At 45.3% G+C, this 23,542-nt stretch carries 19 protein-coding genes and 3 pseudogenes; 8 read left to right on the top strand and 14 right to left on the bottom strand.

What is annotated here, in order from left to right:
- Window positions 1-431: 431 nt before the first annotated feature.
- On the bottom strand, window positions 432-1,001 hold the full coding sequence (locus tag AB8599_RS20795; protein ID WP_407333634.1) for a GNAT family N-acetyltransferase: 570 nt from the start codon (window positions 999-1,001) through the stop codon (window positions 432-434).
- 30 nt (window positions 1,002-1,031) lie between these two features.
- On the opposite strand from AB8599_RS20795, the pseudogene AB8599_RS20790 reads away from it, so the two are divergent.
- Window positions 1,032-2,067: pseudogene (locus tag AB8599_RS20790) on the top strand (IS110 family transposase).
- Between the two features lie 395 nt (window positions 2,068-2,462).
- On the opposite strand, the gene AB8599_RS20785 reads toward AB8599_RS20790, so the two are convergent.
- Window positions 2,463-2,939, bottom strand: a complete 477-nt coding sequence (locus AB8599_RS20785; protein ID WP_407333633.1) for a GNAT family N-acetyltransferase — start codon at window positions 2,937-2,939, stop codon at window positions 2,463-2,465.
- Window positions 2,940-3,664: 725 nt separating this feature from the next.
- On the bottom strand, window positions 3,665-4,069 hold the full coding sequence (locus AB8599_RS20780; protein WP_017009817.1) for a hypothetical protein: 405 nt from the start codon (window positions 4,067-4,069) through the stop codon (window positions 3,665-3,667).
- Window positions 4,070-4,351: 282 nt separating this feature from the next.
- Here AB8599_RS20780 and AB8599_RS20775 point away from each other — a divergent pair.
- Window positions 4,352-4,746: pseudogene (locus AB8599_RS20775) on the top strand (transposase); the annotation flags it as partial.
- A 238-nt stretch (window positions 4,747-4,984) separates the two neighbouring features.
- Here AB8599_RS20775 and AB8599_RS20770 read toward each other — a convergent pair.
- The 4 genes and pseudogenes from AB8599_RS20770 to AB8599_RS20755 form a co-directional block, all read right to left on the bottom strand.
- Window positions 4,985-7,030 (bottom strand): sigma factor-like helix-turn-helix DNA-binding protein, encoded by a 2,046-nt coding sequence (locus tag AB8599_RS20770; protein WP_407333632.1) that lies wholly within the window; start codon window positions 7,028-7,030, stop codon window positions 4,985-4,987.
- A 152-nt stretch (window positions 7,031-7,182) separates the two neighbouring features.
- Window positions 7,183-7,443: pseudogene (locus AB8599_RS20765) on the bottom strand (DUF6882 domain-containing protein); the annotation flags it as partial.
- A gap of 18 nt (window positions 7,444-7,461) precedes the next feature.
- Window positions 7,462-7,698 (bottom strand): hypothetical protein, encoded by a 237-nt coding sequence (locus AB8599_RS20760; protein WP_407333631.1) that lies wholly within the window; start codon window positions 7,696-7,698, stop codon window positions 7,462-7,464.
- A gap of 358 nt (window positions 7,699-8,056) precedes the next feature.
- Entirely contained in the window at window positions 8,057-8,830 is a 774-nt protein-coding gene (locus AB8599_RS20755) for a phosphotransferase (protein ID WP_407333630.1), read from the bottom strand.
- A gap of 241 nt (window positions 8,831-9,071) precedes the next feature.
- Here AB8599_RS20755 and AB8599_RS20750 point away from each other — a divergent pair, with 241 nt between their 5' ends.
- From AB8599_RS20750 to AB8599_RS20735, 4 genes are all read left to right on the top strand, one after another.
- Window positions 9,072-9,320 (top strand): hypothetical protein, encoded by a 249-nt coding sequence (locus AB8599_RS20750; RefSeq protein WP_407333629.1) that lies wholly within the window; start codon window positions 9,072-9,074, stop codon window positions 9,318-9,320.
- A gap of 226 nt (window positions 9,321-9,546) precedes the next feature.
- Window positions 9,547-10,209 carry a class I SAM-dependent methyltransferase gene (locus tag AB8599_RS20745; RefSeq protein ID WP_407333628.1) on the top strand — a complete coding sequence of 221 codons (663 nt, stop codon included), beginning with the start codon at window positions 9,547-9,549 and terminating at the stop codon, window positions 10,207-10,209.
- A gap of 170 nt (window positions 10,210-10,379) precedes the next feature.
- On the top strand, window positions 10,380-11,621 hold the full coding sequence (locus AB8599_RS20740) for a leucine-rich repeat-containing protein kinase family protein (RefSeq protein WP_407333627.1): 1,242 nt from the start codon (window positions 10,380-10,382) through the stop codon (window positions 11,619-11,621).
- A 164-nt stretch (window positions 11,622-11,785) separates the two neighbouring features.
- Window positions 11,786-12,121: a PBPRA1643 family SWIM/SEC-C metal-binding motif protein gene (locus AB8599_RS20735; protein WP_407333626.1), complete on the top strand. Its 336-nt coding sequence runs from the start codon at window positions 11,786-11,788 to the stop codon at window positions 12,119-12,121.
- A 72-nt stretch (window positions 12,122-12,193) separates the two neighbouring features.
- Here AB8599_RS20735 and choV read toward each other — a convergent pair whose 3' ends face one another.
- The 6 genes from choV to betI form a co-directional block, all read right to left on the bottom strand.
- Window positions 12,194-13,387, bottom strand: a complete 1,194-nt coding sequence (gene choV / locus AB8599_RS20730; RefSeq protein WP_407333625.1) for a choline ABC transporter ATP-binding protein — start codon at window positions 13,385-13,387, stop codon at window positions 12,194-12,196.
- 2 nt (window positions 13,388-13,389) lie between these two features.
- The gene (gene choW / locus AB8599_RS20725) at window positions 13,390-14,238 is read right to left on the bottom strand and encodes a choline ABC transporter permease subunit (RefSeq protein ID WP_371732658.1); all 849 of its coding nucleotides are present in this window, start codon (window positions 14,236-14,238) and stop codon (window positions 13,390-13,392) included.
- A 100-nt stretch (window positions 14,239-14,338) separates the two neighbouring features.
- Window positions 14,339-15,289, bottom strand: coding sequence for a choline ABC transporter substrate-binding protein (locus AB8599_RS20720; protein ID WP_407333624.1), 951 nt, complete (start codon window positions 15,287-15,289; stop codon window positions 14,339-14,341).
- Window positions 15,290-15,429: 140 nt separating this feature from the next.
- Window positions 15,430-17,157 (bottom strand): choline dehydrogenase, encoded by a 1,728-nt coding sequence (gene betA, locus AB8599_RS20715; protein ID WP_407333623.1) that lies wholly within the window; start codon window positions 17,155-17,157, stop codon window positions 15,430-15,432.
- Window positions 17,158-17,175: 18 nt separating this feature from the next.
- On the bottom strand, window positions 17,176-18,636 hold the full coding sequence (gene betB / locus AB8599_RS20710) for a betaine-aldehyde dehydrogenase (protein WP_407333622.1): 1,461 nt from the start codon (window positions 18,634-18,636) through the stop codon (window positions 17,176-17,178).
- The gene (gene betI / locus AB8599_RS20705; RefSeq protein WP_016958517.1) at window positions 18,637-19,248 is read right to left on the bottom strand and encodes a transcriptional regulator BetI; all 612 of its coding nucleotides are present in this window, start codon (window positions 19,246-19,248) and stop codon (window positions 18,637-18,639) included.
- 718 nt (window positions 19,249-19,966) lie between these two features.
- Between betI and AB8599_RS20700 the strand changes: the two genes are divergently transcribed.
- Together AB8599_RS20700 and AB8599_RS20695 are read left to right on the top strand one after the other, a co-directional pair.
- Window positions 19,967-21,559, top strand: a complete 1,593-nt coding sequence (locus AB8599_RS20700) for a diguanylate cyclase domain-containing protein (RefSeq protein WP_407333621.1) — start codon at window positions 19,967-19,969, stop codon at window positions 21,557-21,559.
- Between the two features lie 351 nt (window positions 21,560-21,910).
- Window positions 21,911-22,801: a pseudouridine synthase gene (locus AB8599_RS20695; RefSeq protein ID WP_407333620.1), complete on the top strand. Its 891-nt coding sequence runs from the start codon at window positions 21,911-21,913 to the stop codon at window positions 22,799-22,801.
- Window positions 22,802-22,862: 61 nt separating this feature from the next.
- Here the strand turns inward: AB8599_RS20695 and AB8599_RS20690 are convergent, their stop codons facing one another.
- Window positions 22,863-23,408: a GNAT family N-acetyltransferase gene (locus AB8599_RS20690; RefSeq protein WP_407333619.1), complete on the bottom strand. Its 546-nt coding sequence runs from the start codon at window positions 23,406-23,408 to the stop codon at window positions 22,863-22,865.
- Window positions 23,409-23,542: the final 134 nt, after the last annotated feature.

The following is a 23,542-nucleotide window of genomic DNA, read 5'->3' as shown; positions in this document are numbered from 1 at the left end:
AGTCACTAATATCTTTCACGTTGAATAAACATATTCGTGTCTCAGAATCCTGTGCATATTCCTTAATAAGACCACCGGTGTTATGCCCGACGTGCTCAAGAGACCTTTTTCGCGAGTTAGATAAGCTTCGTCCTACTCTTAAAACACCATCCTTCGGATGAAACCACACATAAACGCCAGGATGCCAAATGTAATCATCTTGAGTATCTATAGCTTCTTGCACTGAAAGGTTATAATGACAAAACTTACATAGTATCGGCTCATACTCACGCTCAAATATATCCAAAATGTCGCTAAATCTCATACATCACCGTTCACATAACGTCGCGATAACAGGCGCATATCAAACCGCCCAAACTGCTTTAATTCTTTGTATTTACAACACTTCCATAATCTGCCGCATTGACAAAAGCGTCCCGTTGATAGCCTGGTTATGTGACTTTATCTAACGTCTTGCGATACCTTACTTCCTTTAAACCTTTGTATAGCCTTTCCTTTGAATCGAGCTGAAAGCCTTGCCGCTCATAAAAATTTCTAGCTACCTGATTATCCCTCAGAGTCCAAACCGTCACCTCACTGAAACCCATTTGAGATAACTCCTGAAACGACAATGCAATGAGATCATTTCCAAAGCTTTTACCAATAAACTGCGGAAGAACATAGATAGCCCAAATCTCACCAACATAATCGAGGCTATCATCATCTCGGGATTTTTCGAAGTCGACAAACCCAACAAGCGAACCACCATAACTAGCAACAAGAGTTGATAGAGGGTTTTCACTTATGAATTTTGCTCTACCTTTTGCCCTTGCAATTGGATCGATTAAATTCAATTCCTTATCTGTCATTATGCCTTTATACGCATATTTCCAGCCTTCGACTGATATTAGTGCTATTGCATCACTATCTTTTGGCAATGCCTTCCTAAACTCTCGCAATTTATCCCTACCATTTGCCACATAACGAATGACATTGATCCCCCTCATGTGGATTTGCCACACTTAGGTGTCTTTTTCAAAACCGGAGGTTCTATGTCTTCTCAAATCTTTTGTGGTGTTGACCTTGCCAAACACCACTTCTCACTGCACGCGGTTGATGACCGTGGAAAGGTCATTCTTCATAAATCTCTATCACGCGCTAAGTTGCTGACTACATTAGCAAATATTCCACCCATGCGTATAGGCATGGAAGCTTGCAGTGGTGCGCATTTTTGAGCCAGAGAATTCATCAAGTTAGGCCATGATGCTCGTATTATGGCCGCTAAATATGTCGGCCCGTATCGCACAAAAGCAAAAATGACCTTAATGATGCCATTGCTATCTGCGAAGCCGTTCAGTTTTTCAGCAACAGCGCCCCAATACGCGCTTTGTTCCCGTTAAATCGCCTGAGCGCCAAGCCATTTTGGCTATTCACCGAATGCGTGAGCATTGGGTTCGGGAACGTACAGCCCTTATCAACCGAATTCGGGCGCTATTGGCGGAATTCGGGATTGTCCTTCCTACAGGTCGCGCCGCGATCCATCGCGAAGTACCGCTCATTCTTGAGGCCGCTGAAAACGGAATACCCGATATTGCGCGTGCTGTTTTAGCGGATTGCTTTGAGCACCTGCAAACGCTCAACCAACGTATCGAGGAGACAGAGCAGAGCTTCGATCTTGTTGTAAAAGCTAGCCCCAATGCCATGCGGATCATGAAGGTCAGAGGCATTGGCCCTCAAACGGCAACCGCCATCCTTGCAACCATTGGCAAAGGCGAGCAATTTGACTCAGGTCGGGATTTCGCCGCTTGGCTCGGACTCGTACCTAAGCAGTATTCGACTGGCGGTAAACCCAGGCTTGGGCGCATCACCAAACAGGGTGATAAGTATCTCCGAACCTTGCTCGTTCATGGTGCGAGAGCGGCCATCACTAACCTTGGAGAGAAACAGGACAGGCTCAGCAACTGGGGGCGAAATGTGCTTGAACGGCGAGGCATGAATCGAGCCATTGTTGCGCTCGCCGCCAAGAATGCCCGAATCATCTGGGCTTTGTTACACAATCAAACCGAATACCAAGACTACGTGGCCTAATACACAAGCCACATAGAGAAACACCCCAACCGGGTCATTGCAGACGCAGCTGATGAGAATAGGTTAAGACCATTTGCAGAGAGCCTGTTAATGCGGCGGGCACATTTGATGCCCTCTAACGCCAATCTGTTTAGTAGAAAAGGGGCACTGCAACCGTGCAATGTCATAAGGGCCATGACGAGAGTCAGAGAAAACCCGAATGTAGAGCGGCAGTCCATAACAGATCTCAGAATGTCTTGCGGATGTTTGACGAACAGGGGGATCCATGTAGTCTTTTTAAGGGGCGAAAAACATTAGATTCACGCAATAGAGCCACCTTAAACGCCAAAAACTGATTTAACAAAAATGACGGAGATGTTTTTCGTCCACCTTCAAAACCTTTGTTATACGATGCCTCACAGCAAGCGCTGAAACTGACCGTTTTTAGCTTTGAAACCTAGTTTGTTAAACAAAGCTTGAGACCGAAAGTTACCGTCATCAATATCTGCATGCAATTTTTCAATGCCCAAAGATTTGGCATAAGAAAATAGTAAACGAAGCGCTTCCGACATATACCCTTGTCGCCAGTACGATGAATTTAGTAAGCACCCGACCTCACAGGAATCACCGCTAGCATTAAAGTTATGTAAGCCACAAGTTCCAATAACTTTGTTTGTCTCTTGCTCCATAACCGCCCATTCCAACGATTCACCTGATTTCTCTAGTCGGACGACGCTTTCTAGCATCTGAACCATCATATCTTTCGATGTAAAAACTGGATCTGAGGCAAATTCCATTGTTTGAATATCACCATAAATTTCAAACAAATCATCAGAATCATCCGTTTGAATTGACCTCAAAACAATTCTACTTCCGTGTACATCAGGCTTCATTTTTCTCCTTAATTGTATAACGCCTTGCTAACAAGCGACAACGCGATGCCACTCAACTTGAATATTGTGCCATAAACACGGAGCTGAAATTGCGACTGAAGTCGCCAAGCGTTGGGAGTCTTTGTTAAGCAATTTGTTATATTTTTTCTGGTACATTCTTACATATACCTTTTCCGGTCGAAAAACCATGACCTTCAAAGTTTGAACAATTGAAGCCGATATTATCTTCAATACAAGAGGGGTTTGCTCTTAGCTTTACGCACAAATCTATATTATGTTGCTTCCAGTATTGATGATTTAGGCTGAAACCAATAGCAATCAGTAGCAACCCAATTAATGGGTAATAGCGGAACACTTTCCAAAAAAAACTTAGAGCACCAGTTACAATTGTTACAATATATCCAATCAATATGATCATAATGAAATGGGATGTACTTCCCGCTAACCCGAAAAGTATACCTATTGCAGTTATGGGCAGCGTAAGTATAAGTATTCCGAGAATAATTACGTTTAGAATTTTCAACGATCTTCCTGAGTATTGTTATGCAAAACAAATATAACGCTGCCATAAACGGCGAGTACGTTTTTTGCGAGTCCAGCCCCCAAAGGGGCGGTGTTTAATGGCCTTGTTATCTGCCGAGATGTGTGGTTATGGTGGCCAATTTGATTTGACCACTATATTTGAATCCTACCTATAGAACAGAGCTTGTCGCGTTATTTTTCAACTATGGGTTAAATGCCGATTTTGTGGTGTATAGCATAGCAATTATTGCGCCCGCGATTGATACTGAAACGCTACTAATCGTCGCTGCTACCGCGTGATCTACGTACGGTCCCATAAATAACGAACCAACAGCTAAACCTATAGTGGTGTATACAAAGTATTTTGCAGACCATATTTTAGTTCGGATAAATCCAATTAAAGACGCTATATGTAAGATGACGAGAGTAACAATAGGAACAAAAGCGATATCTTCTATTTGTGTGGGCTCTCGTTCAATTTCAGCCTCTAAAAACCCCCTGAGTTCTTGAGGTAAATAATCTTGCAACATAAACGTTGAAAATATGTAAAGAACCAAGAGACCCAAGTATAATTTGGCTAATAATTGAATGTATTTGGTTGTATCCATAGTTTCCTCAGATATTTAACAAAATATTGGGCATCAAAACGATGTGTTTACCAAAAGCAAATTTACTTTTAATGACTTTTCTTTTGTTTTACAGTTGTTTTCTACTATGCCAAAAACACTTAGTTGAAAACATACAAAAATTGGCCACTTCGGAATTGTGCGACACCCTTCCCTAAACTGAACGTATGATAAGTGGTTTGTGAAGGCACATAACGAATGACATGGATCCCCCCTCATGTGGATTTGCCACACTTAGGTGTCTTTTTCAAAACCGGAGGTTCTATGTCTTCTCAAATTTTTTGCGGTGTTGACCTTGCCAAACACCACTTCTCACTGCACGCGGTTGATGACCGTGGAAAGGTCATTCTTCATAAATCTCTATCACGCGCTAAATTGCTGACTACATTAGCAAATATGCCACCCATGCGTATAGGCATGGAAGCTTGCAGTGGTGCGCATTTTTGGGCCAGAGAATTCATCAAGTTAGGCCATGATGCTCGTATTATGGCCGCTAAATATGTCGGCCCGTATCGCACCAAAGGCAAAAATGACCTTAATGATGCCATCGCTATCTGCGAAGCCGTTCAGTTTTTCAGAAACAGCGCCCCAATACGCGCTTTGTTCCCGTTAAATCGCCTGAGCGCCAAGCCATTTTGGCTATTCACCGAATGCGTGACACAGTGTTGCCGTCACTGGCTCAGAGGAGGACAAATCGAGAACACACGTACCGTTAACGTAAATCATTGAAGTTGATGGTTCTCCACTAACCTCATGGCTACGCTCGTCCTGACAAAAGTGACGGGCGTAGATCCATCCTATGCTCATCCGAGCAATTTACAAAATAAAGAGGCGTCGGGCTTGTTCAACACCCGAATAAAGTGTCGGCTGCGCGACACTTATTCTTATTTGTTAAGCCTATATTTCTGAGCTTTCCATAGTTAGTTGAGAAAACTTGATAATGTAGTCTATATACATTTCTACTATAAAAGGTGCTTTCGCTAGTATTATTAATCGCTCATTTTTTGTTGGTATATCATCATGAGCCCTTAAGTTCCTATCCTCTCTAAGAAGGGTCAAGTGGTGCTGCTTCAATGTGATTGGAATAACATTTTTATTTCTCTCCACACAAGAAATCATAGACACCAGTCTATTCAAATCTTTATTTACAATATCAAACTCTTCTTTTCCCTTAGAAGATAACAAATATTTCTTTAGGGTACTTTCGAAAATTCTACCAAGCTCAAACAGTCCAATATCCACATCCTTTTCATTCAACTTATCAGTTGCCTTAACGACATTTTCAACAATTTCAAAGTCAGAACAACTTTCTAGAGGTGAAAGATCTAAATAAGCAATAGAATGACCAGCTTTTTCAGCCACATTCATTTCACAGTAGTATTTATTATTGGACGCATATTGTTTAACATTTGTCATCTCACTTAAATAAGCATAAAAAGTAGGTCGAATGCACTCAATTTCACTCGATACTAGCTTATATAACTCTATCTTCTGTATTTTACGTCCAGAGCGCTCAAGCATAATTGACAAAATCTTTTCTTGAACTTTTTCTCGAAGAAGTTTCTTCGATTTTCTATCTGATAAGGATAATAAACGGAGATCTGTACACTTCAGTTTATTGCTCTTACCTATAGTATCAACAACTTCAATCTCCGAACATGATTGTATGGTTTTTCTGATTGTTGCTTCAGATATATTAGACTTGCTCTTTATAACACTAATGAGTTCAGCATTACTAATAAACTCTTGTTTAGAAAATACTTCTTCAACGATATCTTTGACCTTAAGAGAAACCTCATTAGAATCAGTTCGAACCTTTGAAATCGAAAGCTCCCCCCATGTACTTAGTGAGTACAAACCATCTCCAACCCTAATAAACTGTGGCTTATCATGTAGGTATGTTATGATTGATTTCCTAGATACTCCTGGTCTTTTAGAAGAGACATAGACAAACAATTGATCAATTGACTGAGGCATATTTTCTTTGTGAAAATGAAGTTCCATCAGTTCTGCTATAGATTTTGTTGAAATACTATTCCACTTTTTTAAAGCCCAATAACCACTTTTACCTATGGCAACAAATCTTTTGTCGGAAACCATTTGGTTTTTTACGTTAGTGTCTAAAACTAACCTTTCAACTCCTGCCTTGGATAGTCTAAAGTTAATTTCTCGCAATATGTCGTTGTAATGTTTGGGTTCGTTATAATATTCAAGAACTCTGTATGCTTTCTCAGCCACACTAGATAAACTTTCAAATCTTACTTCAATCAAATTTTCATCTACCTTCTGAAAATTTGAGCAAACTTTCAATATAAGATGTAATATATCTCTATTAAGATTTTCACCACATTCACGCTTTGCCTTCACTATAAGGTCAAATATTTTAACTTTTTCAGCTTTACCACTATATTTTTGCAATGACCTAAATACGCTTTCAATTGTTTTTCGATCAAACATATCAGTCAAGAACCAACAGTCCACTAGTTCTTCTGAATAACCATTAATTCTACTTGGTAGTTTATCGTAGCCCAATACTTCTAAAATAACTGGAACAACATTTAAGCTTAGAGAGTCAGCATCTACGTTATACCTTTCACAGAAATAGTTAATCACATCGCTTTCAATGAGAATATAATCTTGTTCATAAATGTTCAGCTTAAGGGCTTCAAACTCCATGATCGTCGAATCGGGAGCTGTTAAGCACTTCCGGATTTCATCACCATTTAAAACTTTACGTAAGTTAGCTAGAGATTTTGCTTCAATCTGGCGAACCCTTTCACGTGTGATACCATAGTAATCGCCAATTTCTTGTAGTGTATATGAGTCTTCATCTCCTAAGCCAAATCTCTTTTTAACGATATCTATATTTCTATCGACATCCTTCGTAAAACTTGACGTTGCAACTTGAATTACCAAAGTTTCAATCTGCTCTAAAAAATTCATTTCATTCCTTTCTAACGATAAATCATCTATTTGAATTCTGGGGCTTAATGCCTTGCTAAGCGGATAAAAATGGTTGGCTATAATCGCGAAGCGATGGCCAACTGTTTTTATTCCGTTTAAGCAACTTGTTAGCCATTTTTATATAAATAACATTACTTTGCAGTTGTTACTTCACGGAAATTTTTGAGCATAATATATACAACCATATTACCTACATCACCATGAAATGCACTTTCTGAGTCTGAAAGTTTTACACCAACAGCACAAAAATATGCGGCGAACTCCTCACTACCAATTAATGCTGTTCCGTCAGAGAAATATGGTAAGTTGTTTTCTTTACCATATTTACGTACTAATTTGGATTCAATTGATGATGATTTAGAGGAGTTTGGATTATTCCACGCCCACTCAAATTTGCCATCACTTTTAAGCTATGAGCCAAGTATCTGCCCATCTGCCTCATAAATTACTTTTTTATCTTTTAGCAATTGAAATACGTTTGTATCTTGCTCAAAAGACCAAGCTTGTTTATCAAAATCATATTTCTTGTGAGTTTCTTTTCTTTTTTGGTTATATTCTTGAATTGCCAAACCTAGGAACTCATCTTGTTCTGGATCGAGTTCAATAGGCATTTGTTTTTTTCTTTTTTTAAATAGGTTTCCGAACACATTACATCCTTGTGTAAATGGCTAACAGTGTATTAGACCCAGAAATGGTGTGTTTAAACACGCCATTTAGTGACATAAAAACAAACTGCAATTCTACCATCAAGCGTAACGTTCTGTTTTATAAAACTAAGATCCGACCTGAAAAAATTACGTTGTTGAAAAGTGACAAACCGGTGAGATTGAAGATTATGCACCGTCACCATCAGGCCTGAGTATCTAACCAACACTTAAATCAATACAGATACGCTATCGGTCATTGGCTTAAATATGAGAAGTTCAGTTGCGCAGAATTTTGATGCGCTTTTACTCTAAGCAACGTTGAGGCACAAACCCCCAAAACCTCAGCTTGATCCCTACCTCACGCCAACAACCTCGCCGTTATCGTTTTTTGGTTGTGCTTTAAATAATCAATGTCTGCCAAATAGCTCAGGTGATGCCCATCTTCAAGATTGGCTTTGAACTGCGCATTGCCTGCGTTGGCTTCATCATGCATAAACCGCACTAAGGCAGTTAAACGCGCCACCATGGTATCCACCAATGCAGTGCGATCTTGCTTTGTCGCGCCATAGGCATCGCAAAATTGCTTGGCGCGTTCACTCTGCTCTATCAGCGTACCCAATGCGTCGATCTTGTCGGTTTTGAACGGGGCCCAGCAATACACGGCATAGGCAATATCCCAGACTCGCGGGGCGGGATGGGCGGTGTCAAAATCAAACACACCAACCACTGTTTTGCCATTCAATGCCACGTTGTATGGCGAATAGTCACCATGACAAATCACTTCCTGCGGTTGTCGCGCGGGTAGCATCCATGTCAATGAATCGGTGTGGTGTTCAGTTAGAAACGATGTTGAAGCATCATGTAGCTTTCTTAACAATTTTGCCGCCGTTATCAGGGCGGTTTCACTGGCAATCGCGCCCGTTAAGGGGTAATTGTACGCGTCGCCTTTCACGTAACTGAGTAACTCAGTGTCACCTTCTACGCCTAAGCATGTGGGGCATTCTTTGATACCTTGCGCGTGATAATGGCTCAGCAAGCGATGAACAGTGGTAGACCAAGGATTCAATGGCCTTACCACAACATCCCCACGTTTATAAATAGCACCTTCACGACCGCCAACCAGTTCTTCCATGAACCATGATTCCTCGAAAATAAATGGGTGCGTATTGTCGCCCTCCAACAGATGAATGCATCAATAAGCCCTTGGATTTTCGAGTGAGCATCAACAAATGTGCCGATTATTCCCCCATATCCAGGTGGATGGTGACTTTGATGAATGCTTGGCAAAGGCGCAGTGCATTGCCAAATCACGGTCTGACGTGAAATAATCCCGCGCAGTAAAATTCTTCAAGCACACAAAGAGTGTTGAACAAATGAATAACGAACTTGATATTATCGACAACCTTCAAGAACTAGAAGCTTTCCTTATCTCGATTGAAAGCGGCGGCTTAGGCTTAAAAGGTGTGGCAGGCGTGGCCCTTGCGACCAACAACTCAGATGGTCGCCCATTTGTTGCGGTTCTAGACGACAACCATCAGTTGATCCTTGCTCGCTGGGTAACACAAGAAGTGTTCGATAACGGTAAAGACATGGTGCGTAACGGCCCAAGAAAAACGCACTGATTCGACAACGCGAATCTTTTGCCTGCGCAAGCAAAACTGCTTTCGACAAGGAGCGCCTAAGCGATGGCGCTCTTTTTGTATCTCTGCCTCGCATTACCCACAGCACTACGTTTAATACCTTGTGTCACTCCCTATTTGCTATAACCTGAATATTCATCTGTTTCGTCATCTATATCTCCACGCGATATTTGGCTGAGCTTCGTCTCTCTATTCGCTAGGAAATGTTATGACAACCCAAACTCCTCCTGTTCGTGTTCGCTATCAAACGATCGAGATCGGCAACACCGATATCCATATCTGCACACTGCGTGACAAGCAGCAGTTCAGTGATCCGAAAGGCATCGCGTTCGGGCTGGGTATTTCCTCTGCCTCTTGGCCGATTTTTGGTGTGGTTTGGCCTTCGAGTTTGGTTCTCGCCAACCATATGTTGAGCTTTGATACCGAAGGGAAGCGAATTCTTGAAATGGGTTGTGGCATTGCCTTATCGAGCTTGTTACTCAACGAGCAAGATGCCGACATTACCGCGACAGATCATCACCCTGAAGTAGAAGGTTTTCTTGATAGAAACACCCAGCTAAACAACGGCAATAACATTACCTTTGAACGTGTTGATTGGGCGGATGACACAAGCGAGCTCGGTCTGTTTGACCTGATCATTGGAAGTGATTTGCTCTATGAAGATCAGCATGTGGATTTGCTCGCGCATTTCATTCAGAACCATGCCAACGAAAAGTGCGAAGTCATTATTGTTGACCCCGGCAGAGGACGAAAAAACAAACTGAGCGCCAAGATGGTTGAGTACGGTTTTGTAAGCGATCACACCAAGCCAGAAAACACCGATTATTTAGATCAGATTTTCAAAGGGCATATCCTTCGGTTTTCGCGTTGAGGCTTTCGTAGGTTTTCTCTTTGTATTGGCATTGACGAACCATTGAACCTTTCCAGCTATGTCAGCTATGGCAGCTGTGCCAGCCTCTAGCAGCGTAAGTCGTTACCCTTTTTGATCATCTTTCTTGTAAACTAGCCCCCTTTTGTTTTGATCAGCATGGATTTCTCATTTTGCACACGCTTTCTCAGCTCGTTTCCGGCGAACTTGCAGGCATTAAACGCCTAAGCCTTTCCGACAATCTCACCACCTTCCCGCTAGAGATCCTTTCGCTGGCTGACAGCTTAGAAATTCTCGATTTGTCTGGAAACCAGCTTTCGTCTCTGCCCGCTGAGATCAAGCAACTGACCAAGCTGAAAATCATCTTTGCCTCAAACAACCTGTTTGAAGCACTGCCCGAAGTGCTTGGGGAATGCCCAGAGTTAGAAATGATTGGCTTTAAAGCTAACCAAATCCGCTATGTTTCCGAAAAGGCGTTGCCGCCAAAACTGCGCTGGTTGATCTTAACTGACAATCAACTCGAGACCTTGCCAGATGCAGTAGGCCAACGCCCACGCATGCAAAAACTGGCATTGGCAGGGAATAAGTTAACCTCGCTGCCACACACGATGGGCGAATTGGAAAACCTCGAACTCTTGCGTATTTCTGCAAACCAATTGCGTGAATGCCCCGATCACTTGCTTAGCCTGCCAAAACTGGCGTGGTTTGCGTTTGCAGGGAATCCGTTCTGCCAATCTGATGCGAATGTTGAGTCTGTGCCGCATGTGCCATCATCCAGTTTTGAACTGCAAGAAGTGCTCGGTCAGGGCGCATCGGGCGTGATTTCAAAAGCCGTATGGAATGCCAATCAAGACGATTTTCCCAATGACATTGCGGTGAAAGTATTTAAAGGCGAAGTCACCAGTGATGGCTACCCACAGGACGAGCTTAATGCGTGCTTAAAGGTCGGCAATCATCCTAGCCTTGTGCAGTCGTTAGCACAGGTCAGCGAGCCCGGTTTTCTTGCACTGGTGATGAATTTGATCCCGTCGCACTTTAAGAATCTTGGCCTGCCACCAAACTTCGAAACCTGCACGCGAGATACCTTCCCACCCGGTTTTACTCTGTCGATTGCACAGATCGAAAAAATCGTCGCGCAGATGGAAGACGTTTTTCAGCACATGCATAACAGTCAGGTTTGTCACGGCGATTTGTACGCCCATAACACCTTGTTCGATGACCAAGCGAATATCATCTTCGGTGATTTTGGCGCGGCAAGCATGTATCACATGTTACCGAATGCCCAGCAAGTGCAGATCAAGCAGATTGAGCACCGTGCATTAAAGCATTTCATCGATGATTTACTGAGTGTTTGCAGTGAAGAAGACAAACACAGTGATGCCTTTCATCAACTGATGCTCAAAGCCACCCGCTAAAGCATTTTGTTAACCTGAGCCGCTGTAGGCGATGATTTCAGCAGAATCCCCGCCTTCTGGTGCGTTAGCAGCAATGAATTGCGGGTTCATGTCTCGTTAATATTTATTGCGGGTGCGTTTTGCTGTATAACCTCACTCCGCATTCAACTAACCCGGAAAATCCCATGTCTAAGTTTTTCTATAAAGGCAGAATTGAAAAAAAACCAAAATACGAAAGTTTTGGTTATAACACCAAGCGTGCAGCAAAACCGGGTTCAGAAGACCTTCCGTTGATGCTGACGGTACAAACAGAAGAGCGTAAAGCTGAGCTAGAAGCTAAGGCGCTTGAAAACCAACTGTTTGTGACCATTACAGTAGATGCAGAGCAACCAGAAGAAATCACTGAATTCGAAACACTGCTTTGCAAGCCACAAACGACAGTGTTTGAAAAAACGCCAAACCGTAATGACCCATGTTCATGCGGTAGCGAAAAGAAATACAAGAAATGCTGCGGTAAATAAGCAGCAATCTTAAATACAAAAAAACGCCAACTCAAAAAGTTGGCGTTTTTTGTTTTCCCATTACCAAAATTGCTATGCGGCGTCTTGAGAGAAATGCTTACCAAGCAACGCGTGGTAGAAATCATTGTCCGACAACACACCGATGATCTTTTCTTCGTCACTGAGCAACACAGACTGCCCCGTGTGATAGCGGATTTCCAGTGCATGACGCATAGACGTATCTGCCGACGTAATCACAACCGAGTCCACAGCAAGATCAGTGATGCTCTCGCCTTCTTGCCATCGAACAATTGGAAGATTGGTGTCTAGACGTTTCGCACCCGTGATTTGGCCTTCTGCATCGGTTTCTAACACGGTTTGTTCGTGTCGGTTCAATACCAAGGTGTTTCCTTCGCGCTCAAGATCGCCAATGGCGGTCATTAACGAACGGCCACGCAAGACGTTGAGCGGATTGGTGTGCGCCACAAAATCTTCCACGTACTGATTTTCAGGGCGCAACACGATGTCTTCTGGCTTACCGTGTTGGATAATTTTGCCTGACTCCATAATGGCAATGTTATTGCCCAGTTTCAGCGCTTCATCCAAATCGTGGCTCACGAACAAAATCGTTTTGTTGAGCTTACGTTGAAGTTCTAACAACTCGTCTTGCAACTGGTTTCGAATCAGTGGGTCCAGTGCCGAGAAGGGTTCATCCATCAACAGAATGTCACTGTCCATGGTGAACGCGCGCGCAAGGCCAACACGCTGCTGCATGCCGCCTGAAAGCTCATGGGGCAATTTGTCATGCCATTCGGTTAAACCAACCATGTCGAGTTTTTCCATGGCACGTTGACGGCGCTCGTCTTTGCCCACACCTTGCATTTCTAAACCGAAAGCGACGTTGTCAACCACGGATAGCCAAGGCATCAATGCGAACTTTTGAAACACCATGGAAATACGGTGTGAGCGCAAATGGCGCAGCGCATTGTCATCAATACCCGCGAGATCGACCATCTCATCACCATTGCGTACTTTTAGCGAACCGCGAGTGACGGGGTTCAAGCCGTTGACCGCACGAAGCAAGCTGGATTTGCCGGAGCCTGAAAGCCCCATCAGTACGCAGATTTCGCCTTGTTCGACGCTCAGTGTGGCGTTATGCACGCCAATCACATCGCCCGTTTCTTCTTGGATTTGCTGGCGCGTTTTTCCGTCATCTAACAAGGTCAGGCTTTTATCAATCGACTGACCGAAAATCACGTCCAAATTTTCTATGGTTACTGCCTTCATGATTATCCCTCTTTCCCTTGTGATGCCGGTGCTTTGCATAAGCGATCCAAAATGATGGCCACGAGTACAATGGCCAGACCCGCTTCAAAGCCTTGAGAAATATTCACGGTATTCAACGCACGGATAACCGGTTTACCCAAACCATCGGCGCCCACTAGCGCCGAGATCACCACCATGGAAAGCGACAGCATGATGCACTGGGTAATCCCCGCCATGATGTTTGGCATGGCGGCGGGCAGTTCGACTTTAAACAGCAGTTTACTTGGGGTCGCACCAAAGGCTTTGCCCGCTTCAATCAGCTCTTCCGGCACACTGCGAATGCCTAAATAGGTCAAACGAATTGGCGCAGCGATGGCGAAGATAATGGTGGAGATCAATCCCGGCACAACGCCAAGACCAAACAACACCAGCGTTGGAATAAGGTAGACAAACGTAGGAATGGTTTGCATTAAATCGAGAACCGGACGCATAAAGGTATACAGCCACGGGCGGTGTGCGGCGAGAATGCCAAGTGGCACACCGATCAATACCGATAGCGAGGTAGCCGTGAGCACCAGTACGAAGGTTTCAATCATCTCCGTCCAGTAGCCTAAATTTAAAATCAGCAATAATGCGGCACAAACAAACACCACCAGCGGGATGCTTCTGTGTAAAAGCCAAGCAAGGCCGGCGGTCAGCAGAATGGGCACATATGGCGGCATCCATTGCATCACATCGACAAGGGATAAGATCAGCCATTCTAGTGACAGGGAAAGCGCATCGAAGAAGCCAGCAGCGTTATCGGTTAGCCAATCTACGCCGGTTTCCATGTAATCGCCGAGGGGTATTTTATTGTCAGTAATCCAGTTCATGTGTACTCCAAAATCCATCATGGTTTGGGTGAGTGGCGCTATCAATGCGCCCTCACCCGCTGCTCCCGACACTTACTGCGGACGGGCAGCAGTCAATGCCTTACTGGATATTGAGATGTGCTTTAACGGCTGGCAGTGCATCTTTGCCATCGAGCGTTTTCACACCGTCTAACCATGCGGTTAGCGCTTCTGGATTACCTTGTAGCCATTCTTTTGCAGCGATTTCTGGCTTCACGCCATCATTCAAAATGCCGTTCATGATGTCGTTTTCCATCGCCAACGAGAATTTCTGGTTGGTCAGCAGCTTGCCAACGTTCGGACACTCGGTGGTGAAGTTTTGGCGCACATTGGTGTAAACATTCGCACCGCCATAGTTAGGGCCAAAGTACTCGTCACCACCCGCCAAATATTCCAGCTCAAAGTTGCTGTTCATTGGGTGTGGTGCCCAGCCTAAAAACACAATCCACTGGTCACGACGAACAGCGCGCTTCACTTGTGACAACATGCCTGCTTCGCTGGACTCGACCAGATCAAAGTCTTTCAGGCCGAATGCATCCGCATCGATCATGTCTTGGATCAGACGGTTGCCATCGTTACCCGGCTCAATGCCGTAAACGCGGCCTTTGAAGTTATCTTCAAACTTGGCGATATCTTCGAAGGTTTTTACGCCCGCTTCAAAGGCGTACTTTGGCACGGCCAAGGTATATTTCGCGCCTTCAAGGTTCATGTTGATGGTTTCAACCGTGCCTGCATCGCGGTACTTGGCAATATCACCTTCCATGGTTGGCATCCAGTTGCCCAAAAATACATCGATGTCACCGTTTGCCAGCGAGGTATAGGTAACAGGGACAGACAGCAGCTGTATGTCGGTTTCGTATCCCATACCTTGCAGTACAAGCGTCGTTGCTGCGGTGGTGGCGGTAATATCCGTCCAACCTACATCTGAAAAACTCACTTTCTCACACTGGTTTGCCATCGCTGGCGCAGCAATCAAGCTTGCTGCTACGGTCAGGCTTAGTGCGCTCAGTCGTTGAGTTTGTTTAGTATCCATGATGCTTTCCTCTTCCTTTCTTTGTCTGCGGACGTTGCAGTAAGCCGCGCCCTTCAGTTTTTATGCGTTGTCTTGTTTATTCTCGAGTTTGGTTTAGCTACTCGATGCACAAGATCGGTTTTTCTATTCTTGGTTGACTGTTATTGCCTATGCGCATCCGAAACCGTTTCACTTTCAGGTGCGTTTTCTGGCAGAACCAAACGCTGCTGAGTCTGCCAGTTTGGATCCTGCCATACCGCCACATCAGCGGAAGGTAACAAGGCGTTATTCAAGATCATGTCTGCGGCACGCTCTGCCACCATGATGGTTGGGCCATTGAGGTTGCCGTTGGTGATTGTTGGGAACACGGAAGAATCCACCACGCGCAGATTTTCAATGCCACGTACGCGCAGTTCAGCATCAAGCACCGCCATTGGATCAGTGTCTGCGCCCATTTTGCAGGTACATGATGGGTGATACGCGCTCTCCACATTGGCTTTCACCCATGCATCGATTTCTTCGTCACTTTGCACGTTTTCGCCCGGCTGAATTTCGCCATCGCGATAGGGCTCAAAGGCTGCTTGTGCAATGATTTCTCGGGTCAAACGAATACAATCACGCCAGTCTTGCTTGTCTTGTTCTGTGCTGATGTAGTTGAAAACGATCGCGGGTTTGTCGTCAGGTCTCGCACTGGTGATACGCACATAACCGCGGCTTTCTGGTTTGTTTGGGCCAACGTGCACTTGAAAACCGTGCCCTTCCACTGCTGATTTGCCGTCGTAACGGATCGCGGCAGGCAAAAAGTGGTATTGAATGTTCGGCCATTTGATCCCAGCACGGCTGCGAATAAATGCGCATGACTCAAAGTGGTTGGTTGCGCCCAATCCATCTCTAAACAAGATCCAGCGCGTACCGATCAACCCTTTGCTGATCAAACCAAGCTTTCCATTAAGGGTGATGGGTTCTTTACAGAAATACTGGAAGTAAACTTCTAGATGGTCTTGCAGGTTCTCACCCACGCCCGGCAGATCGTGCTTTACCTCAACCCCTGCGTTTTCCAGCACAGCTTTCGGGCCAATACCGGAGAGCTGAAGCAACTGCGGTGAACCAATAGAGCCCGCCGCGCTGATCACGTCTTTGCGTGCGTTCACCTCATGGTGTTGACCGCTTTTTTGGTACGAAACACCGACGGCTTTCTTTTCTTTCAGCAAGATCTTGTTCACCGTTACGCCTTTGATCAGCGTGAGGTTGCTGCGTTTCAAGGCACGACGTAAATAGGCATTCGACGTAGACGCACGTACGCCGCCATCCACCGTCATGTGCATTGGGCCAAAGCCTTCTTGCTGATAGCCGTTGTAATCTTCGGTGACCGGATAACCCGCTTGTTCGCCTGCATCAATGAACGCACGATAAAGCGGGTTCAGTGCCATGTCGTTACCGTTACATGTTCCAACAGGGCCATTGCCGCCGCGATAGTCATCTTCGCCGCCAATCCAGGTTTCAGCGCGTTTGAAATACGGCAAGCAAGATTGATAGTTCCAACCTTGCGCCCCGTTGGCTTCCCATTGGTCAAAGTCACTGGCGTGACCACGCACATACACCATGCCGTTGATGGAAGAACTGCCACCCAGCACTTTGCCGCGAGGACAATGTAATTTACGGCCGTCTAATCCGCTTTCGGCTTGGGTTTCAAACTGCCATGCGTATTTTTCGGTGTTCATTGGGTAAGAAAGCGCGGTCGGCATCTGAATAAAAATGCTTCGGTCTGTTCCGCCCGCTTCGAGGATCAATACGTTGTGCTCGCCAGATTCCGTCAGGCGATCCGCCAGCACGCAACCCGCTGAACCCGCCCCGACAATGATGTAATCAAATTCTGTTTCAATTGCCATGATGCTAAAAAAATCCTATTACGCGTACGGGCTATCTACATCACCCAACTCGACGTAAACGCTCTTGGTCTGGGTGTAATGATTCAGTGTTTCGACGCCATTTTCGCGGCCAATACCGGACTGTTTATAACCGCCAACGGGCATTTCTGCTGGCGATGCGCCCCAGTTATTGATCCAACAAATACCCGCTTGCAACTTGGCTATCATACGGTGTGCGCGAGAGAAGTTGGTGGTAAACACGCCAGCGGCAAGGCCATACTGCGTATCGTTTGCACGGGCAATCACTTCTTGCTCATCGCTGAAACGCAGCACTGACATCACAGGGCCGAAAATCTCATGTTTCACGTGAGGCATGTCGTCGGTGCAATCAGCAAAGATGGTCGGCGCAACAAAGTTACCTTTGTCCAGCCCACCTTCGGTAACTTGGTAGCCGCCGCACAGCAAGCGCGCGTCGGTTTGCTTACCTTGTTCGATAAAGCCAAGCACTTTTTCGAGATGGTCTTTGGAGATCAACGCGCCGATTTGGCTATCAGGATGTGTCGGGTCGCCCACAATTAGCTTGTCTGTTCGAGCTGCCAATTTTTCGAGGAAAGTGTCGTAGATATCATCATGTACAAACACGCGAGTGCCGTTGGTGCACACTTCACCTTGGGTGTAGAAGTTCGCAAGCATGGCACCTGAAACGGCGTTATCAATGTCAGCATCGTTAAACACGATCAGTGGTGACTTGCCGCCTAGCTCCATCGTGACAGATTTCAGCGAGCCTGCTGCATCAGCCATGACTTTCTTGCCCGTTCCGCATTCGCCCGTAAACGAGACCTTAACGATATCCTTGTGGCGAGAGAGCATCTGTCCGACACGGTAATCGCCCTGAACCACGTTAAACACGCCATCAGGCATGCCTGCTTCTGTAAAGATCTCAGCCAGTTTCAGCGTGGTTAACGGGGTTTCTTCTGAGGGCTTGAATACCATGGCATTGCCTGCCGCCAACGCTGGGCCCGCTTTCCACATCGCGATTTGAATCGGATAGTTCCATGCACCAATGCCCGCACATACGCCCAAAGGCTCTTTGCGCGTATAGAAGAACTGATTTTCACCAAGGCTTTGCTGTTCGCCTTGAATAGACACCGCCAGACCCGCGTAATATTCAATCACGTCTGCGCCTGTCACCACATCAACGTACTGCGCTTCTTGTATCGGCTTACCGGTATCCAGCACTTCTAGTGCTGCCAGCTCATCATTGCGTTCACGCAAGATAGCCACGGCGCGGTTCAAAATAGCACGACGTTCCGCACCACTCATTGCCGACCAAACCTGAAAGCCTTCCCAAGCTGATTTGACTGCTGCATCCACATCGGACTGACTCGCTTGTTGCACGTCAGCCAGCTTTTCGCCCGTTGCTGGGTTTAGGGTTTGAAACGTTTCGCCGGAGGTCGCATCAACGTAGCCTCCGTGAATGTATAACTGTTTAATATCCATTTAATTATTGCCTTTTGATATGGATGGAAAGTCTTGAAGTTGGCGTTCGAGGTAGTCTTCAATCGTCGCAACCGCTTCTAGCGAATCGATACCTTGCGGATTGAGCGCCCCACGAAGCCAGATGCCGTCAACCAACGCAGCAATTCCCTGCGCAACAAACGCAGCGCGATCCGAGGGCATCAGTTTTTTGAGTTCAACGCGAAGATGTGAAAGCAGACGCCTTTCGTTGACGTGTTGGAGTCTAAATAAAGCGGGGTCGTGCATGGCATGAGACCAGAATGCCAGCCAGGTTTTGGTCACTTTGCTGCTCACCTGATTGGGGTCGAAGTTGCCATCAACAATGGCGAGAATGCGCCCTTTGGCATCGTTTGGATCGGTCATGTTCAACCTTTGTTGAACACCCTTAGAGAGTTCACGGAGCACAGAACGCATGGTTTCTTCTAGCAATCCGTGTTTGCCACCAAAGTAATGGTTAATGATCCCCGCTGATACCCCAGCCTTTCGGCTGATCAGGGCGACACTTGCTCCGGCCAAACCAACATCGTCAATGGCAGACATGGTTGCCTCAACGAGCTGTGGGCGGCGAATTGCGGGCATCCCTACTTTTGGCATCGAACCCTCCTTGATTGGTTAAAAATGTAGCAAAAATGTTTTTTGATTGAACGTTCAATTAAAATAAGACTTACAAATAAAGCACTTGTTGTCAAAAGAAGATTTGATGTGTAAAAGTAAATCAATATGAACGAAACGGTATATATAATTAAAATTCAATAATTTACATAAAACCACACACAGACACCCATGCAATTCAACTGGCTAATTATTTAGCACACTAAGCATTGCCACTGGGTTTCTGCGAACAACATTGACGTTCCTTTCCGTAACATTCAGCACCTGGTCACTGGGGAAATGTGCGAACTGGCAGACAGAGAAGAGAGAAGAGAGAAGAAAGAAGAAAGAAGAAAGAAGAAAGACAACACGCTAACTGACGCAAAAATCACAGCGCAGCGAGAAATAAGTTCGCACTGCGAGCAAAAACCCTCAAAAAATCATTCATATGAATGTCAAAAATTGCCACTTAACGCTAATATAATATCACTGTTAAATATATGCGCATTTTTGCTTATTTTATCGTCATGCTTAAAACGATTTCGAATGATGCTTACACCCAGTGACACCATGATTAGACGCAATACACTCTCACAAAGAGAGCATTATTAACGCTTGCCATTCACTGTTTGTTTTATATGCAAAAATGCCCATGTCATGAATTTGCTAATTTCATTATGAAATACGCTAAAAAAACGGAACGTTTGTCTCAACGAGCATTTTGACCTTGCTCGGGGTTGTCCAAAAAATTAGATCACTACAAGGCAGGAAATGGATGCTTGCACTAGATAACCGCACTTTACTTATTGTAACGGCGCTTATTTCAATTGGTTCGGCAGTAGCGCTAATTTCGCTATGGCGCTCGCAGTCAACACGAAATGGAATTGGCTTTTGGGCGGTAGGAATGTCTTGCGTTGCCCTTGGCAGCATATTGATTTCAACGCGAGGATCGCTTCCTGACTTTCTCTCTCTCGTCGTTGCCAATTCGCTCTATGTCATCGGTTTTCAACTCATTTTTCGTGGTATCCGGATTTTTGTAGGCCGCCCACCCGTTCTAATTTTGGATTATGGTTTGCTCCCTGTTGCTGCCGTTCTTTTTTACTATTTCAATTACATCGACCCAAATTTAGACATTCGAATAACTACCCTTTCCGTCGCATTTTTCCTCAGTTGTGGCGGTGTCGTTGTGACTTTTATGGGTGAGAAAAAAGCACCTTGGCGATCAGCCGGATTCGCTGTCGCGACCGTGTTCGGGCTCTTTGCCATTCTTCATGGCACACGAGGGCTGCTCTCGTTATTTTTGCCAACGGGCCAGTATTTTATGGACCCAAACCTGACTTCATCATTTGTATTCTTAGCCGGAATATTCATCATCAGCGGCATGGCGATTACGCTGATATTATTAACTTATTCAGTGCTTGAGTCAGAATTCAGGATCGTTTCTCTTGCGGTAGAGCAATCCGCTTCATCAATAATCATTACCGATCGCAAGGGTTTGATTCACTATGTCAACCCGGCGTTCACTGAAAAAACAGGCTATCTTCCCGAAGAGCTCATTGGACAAAATCCTCGTATATTGAAATCAGGTGAAATGTCCAAGAACGAATACGCTTCGCTTTGGAATCAAATTTCCACGGGGAAAATTTGGCGGGGTGAGTTTTATAATCGCAAGAAGAGCGGCGAATTCTTTTGGGAAATTGCTTCAATAGCGCCAGTGAAACAACGGAACGGTGAAATCAGTCATTTTGTTGCAGTAAAAGAAGACATCACTGATTTAAAAGAAGCGAAAAAACACATCGACCATTTAGCGAATCACGACACACTGACGGGACTGCCCACTCGAAAACTTTCCATGGAACGCCTGACCAACGCAATGGCTCATGCAAAAGCACATCATCGAAAAGTGGCTGTGTTATTTGTTGATCTCGATGGTTTTAAATCAGTGAATGACACTCACGGCCATGATGCAGGCGATCTGGTGTTAAAGAAAACCACCGAGCGATTGAGTGCCTGTGTAAGAGATATTGATACTGTCGCGCGTATTGGTGGCGACGAATTTTTGATCACGTTAACCAACATTACTGACACTGAAACGATTTACAAAGTGTCAGAAAGAATGATTCAAACCGTCTCCAATCCATTCCACTTTGGCGATGTAGAAGTAAGGGTAACCGCCAGTATTGGTATTTCCTTATACCCTGACCATGCCAACACACCTCAAGAGCTTGTGACACTTGCCGACCACGCGATGTATGAAATTAAGCGTAACGGGAAAAACAATTACACATTCTCCGACAAATGCTGCTCAGTATGACGACATTGAAACCCAAGCACCCAAGTCAAAACGAGAGAATTTGCGTCTGGTGGTGGTAGCAGTTTGAGTGGTAGAGGTTTGGGTGGCTAAAAAGCGTTCTGTGGTCACAGAGGCTTGGGTGCTATCAAAGACAGGTCATGATATTAGCGCGGGTGCGACACGGTATTATCCTTTAAAATGCATCGCACTCTTATCGCTAGTTTTGTCATCCACTACGATCGTCGATAAAACAGATCCTCGATACAACAAATCGTCGACAGTACAATAAGAGGGCTGCATTCTATCCAGACGCAAATCCGCGTCTGCTGTCTTCATATGCTCAAGATATTTGGGTATGAACTGGACCATTCAATGACCATTTCCGTCTATCCCTCAAAATTGAGCCTACCGCAGACCAATCCGGGTGTTTCAACCGTGTTGGAATACCTCGTTATCAAGTTTCCCTTCATTGACGCTCAGGTCTGGCAGCAACGCATGGCTGATGGCAAGGTTCATTACCACGATGGAACACGCGTTTCCGCGCAATCTCTGTTTCAACCGCAACAGCGGATCTACTACTACAGAGAAGTTGAAAACGAGCCTCGTGTTCCCTTCAAAGAAGAGATCCTATTCCAGGATGAGCACATTGTGGTGGTTTACAAACCCCATTTCCTCGCGGTTTTACCCGGCGGTGTTTACGTGAATGAATGTTTGCAGAATCGGTTACGAAAAAGTACCGGTATATCGGAACTGCAAGCGTTACATCGGTTAGACCGAGTGACAGCGGGCTTAGTCATGTTTTCAGTCAACCCTGAGACGAGCCATCTTTACCATCATTTGTTCGAAACGCGGCAAATACACAAAACCTACCAAGCGATTGCCAGTCTTCGAGAGGGAGAAAACATTGTTGGTCGTGAATGGGAAGTGAAAAACCGAATTGAGCAGTCTGAACCGCGTTTTCGCATGCAGGTCACAGAGGGTAAAGCCAACAGCCATTCCGTGATTCGATGCCTAAAGCAATCCAACGAAAAGGCTCTGTTTGAGCTGCATCCAGTGACAGGTAAAACCCATCAACTGCGCGTTCACATGCAAACGCTTGGCTGGCCGATTTTGAATGACAAGTACTACCCTGAATTGCAACCTCTAAGCGCTGACAACTATTTAGCCCCCTTGCAGTTGCTGGCCAAAGAGGTGGAATTTATCGACCCCATTTCGCATCAACCTCGACATTTTCGTTCCGACCATCATTTGTCACTGAATTAACGCTAACCGCGCTGTATTTTTTCTGATTGACTGACGATTAGGGTGGCGGCTTCTTTGTGCGTCAGCTCTTATGAGATGTTGGCAATGCAAATGTCAGCTCCGAGTAGCTTTGGCCATCAATACGGTAGTAATCAGAAATCTCGCCCAGTTGTTCAAATCCGAGCTTACGGTATAGCGAGATGGCTTTCTCGTTGCAGCCAATCACATTCAAATCCAGCCATTCGGTTTTTTCGTCGTTCTGGCAGAAAGCGATCGCGGCTTTAAGAAGTGATTCACCTAACCCCTGACGACGAGCAGCGCGATCAACGCCCATCCCCAGCAACACGCGATGGCTACAATGCGCGTCGGCATAGTGCCGTAAATCAATGTGACCCACAATGTTTCCGCTGCTGTTTTTCGCCAACCAGACCTTACGCCAGTTTGACGATTTTCGGTCGGCCAGGACACCATCGTTAAAGCGCTTCTTTAAATCGTCAGAAACAACACATTCGTCGCGAGACAATGGCTGAAACAAGGCTCCGCCCTCTGCCCCGTTTTGTTCTAACTGGCGGTTTAGGTACGCAAACAAATCAGGCATATCTTCTAAACGCGCACTTACGATTTTCATTTCTACTTCCTTTTCGCGCGGCTAAAGCGTCATTACAAATTGTGCTTCGCGGAATGATACACGTAGTTCAAAAGCAGTCAGCGTCAAATAACGTGCTGTATTTTGGCTTTTGCTTATCTTGAGCCTCGTCGCCT

Source organism: Enterovibrio litoreus (genome assembly GCF_045679545.1).
Taxonomy (GTDB): domain Bacteria; phylum Pseudomonadota; class Gammaproteobacteria; order Enterobacterales; family Vibrionaceae; genus Enterovibrio.
Note: the sequence above shows the minus strand (reverse complement) of the source record. Positions and strands in the feature narration are given on the sequence as shown.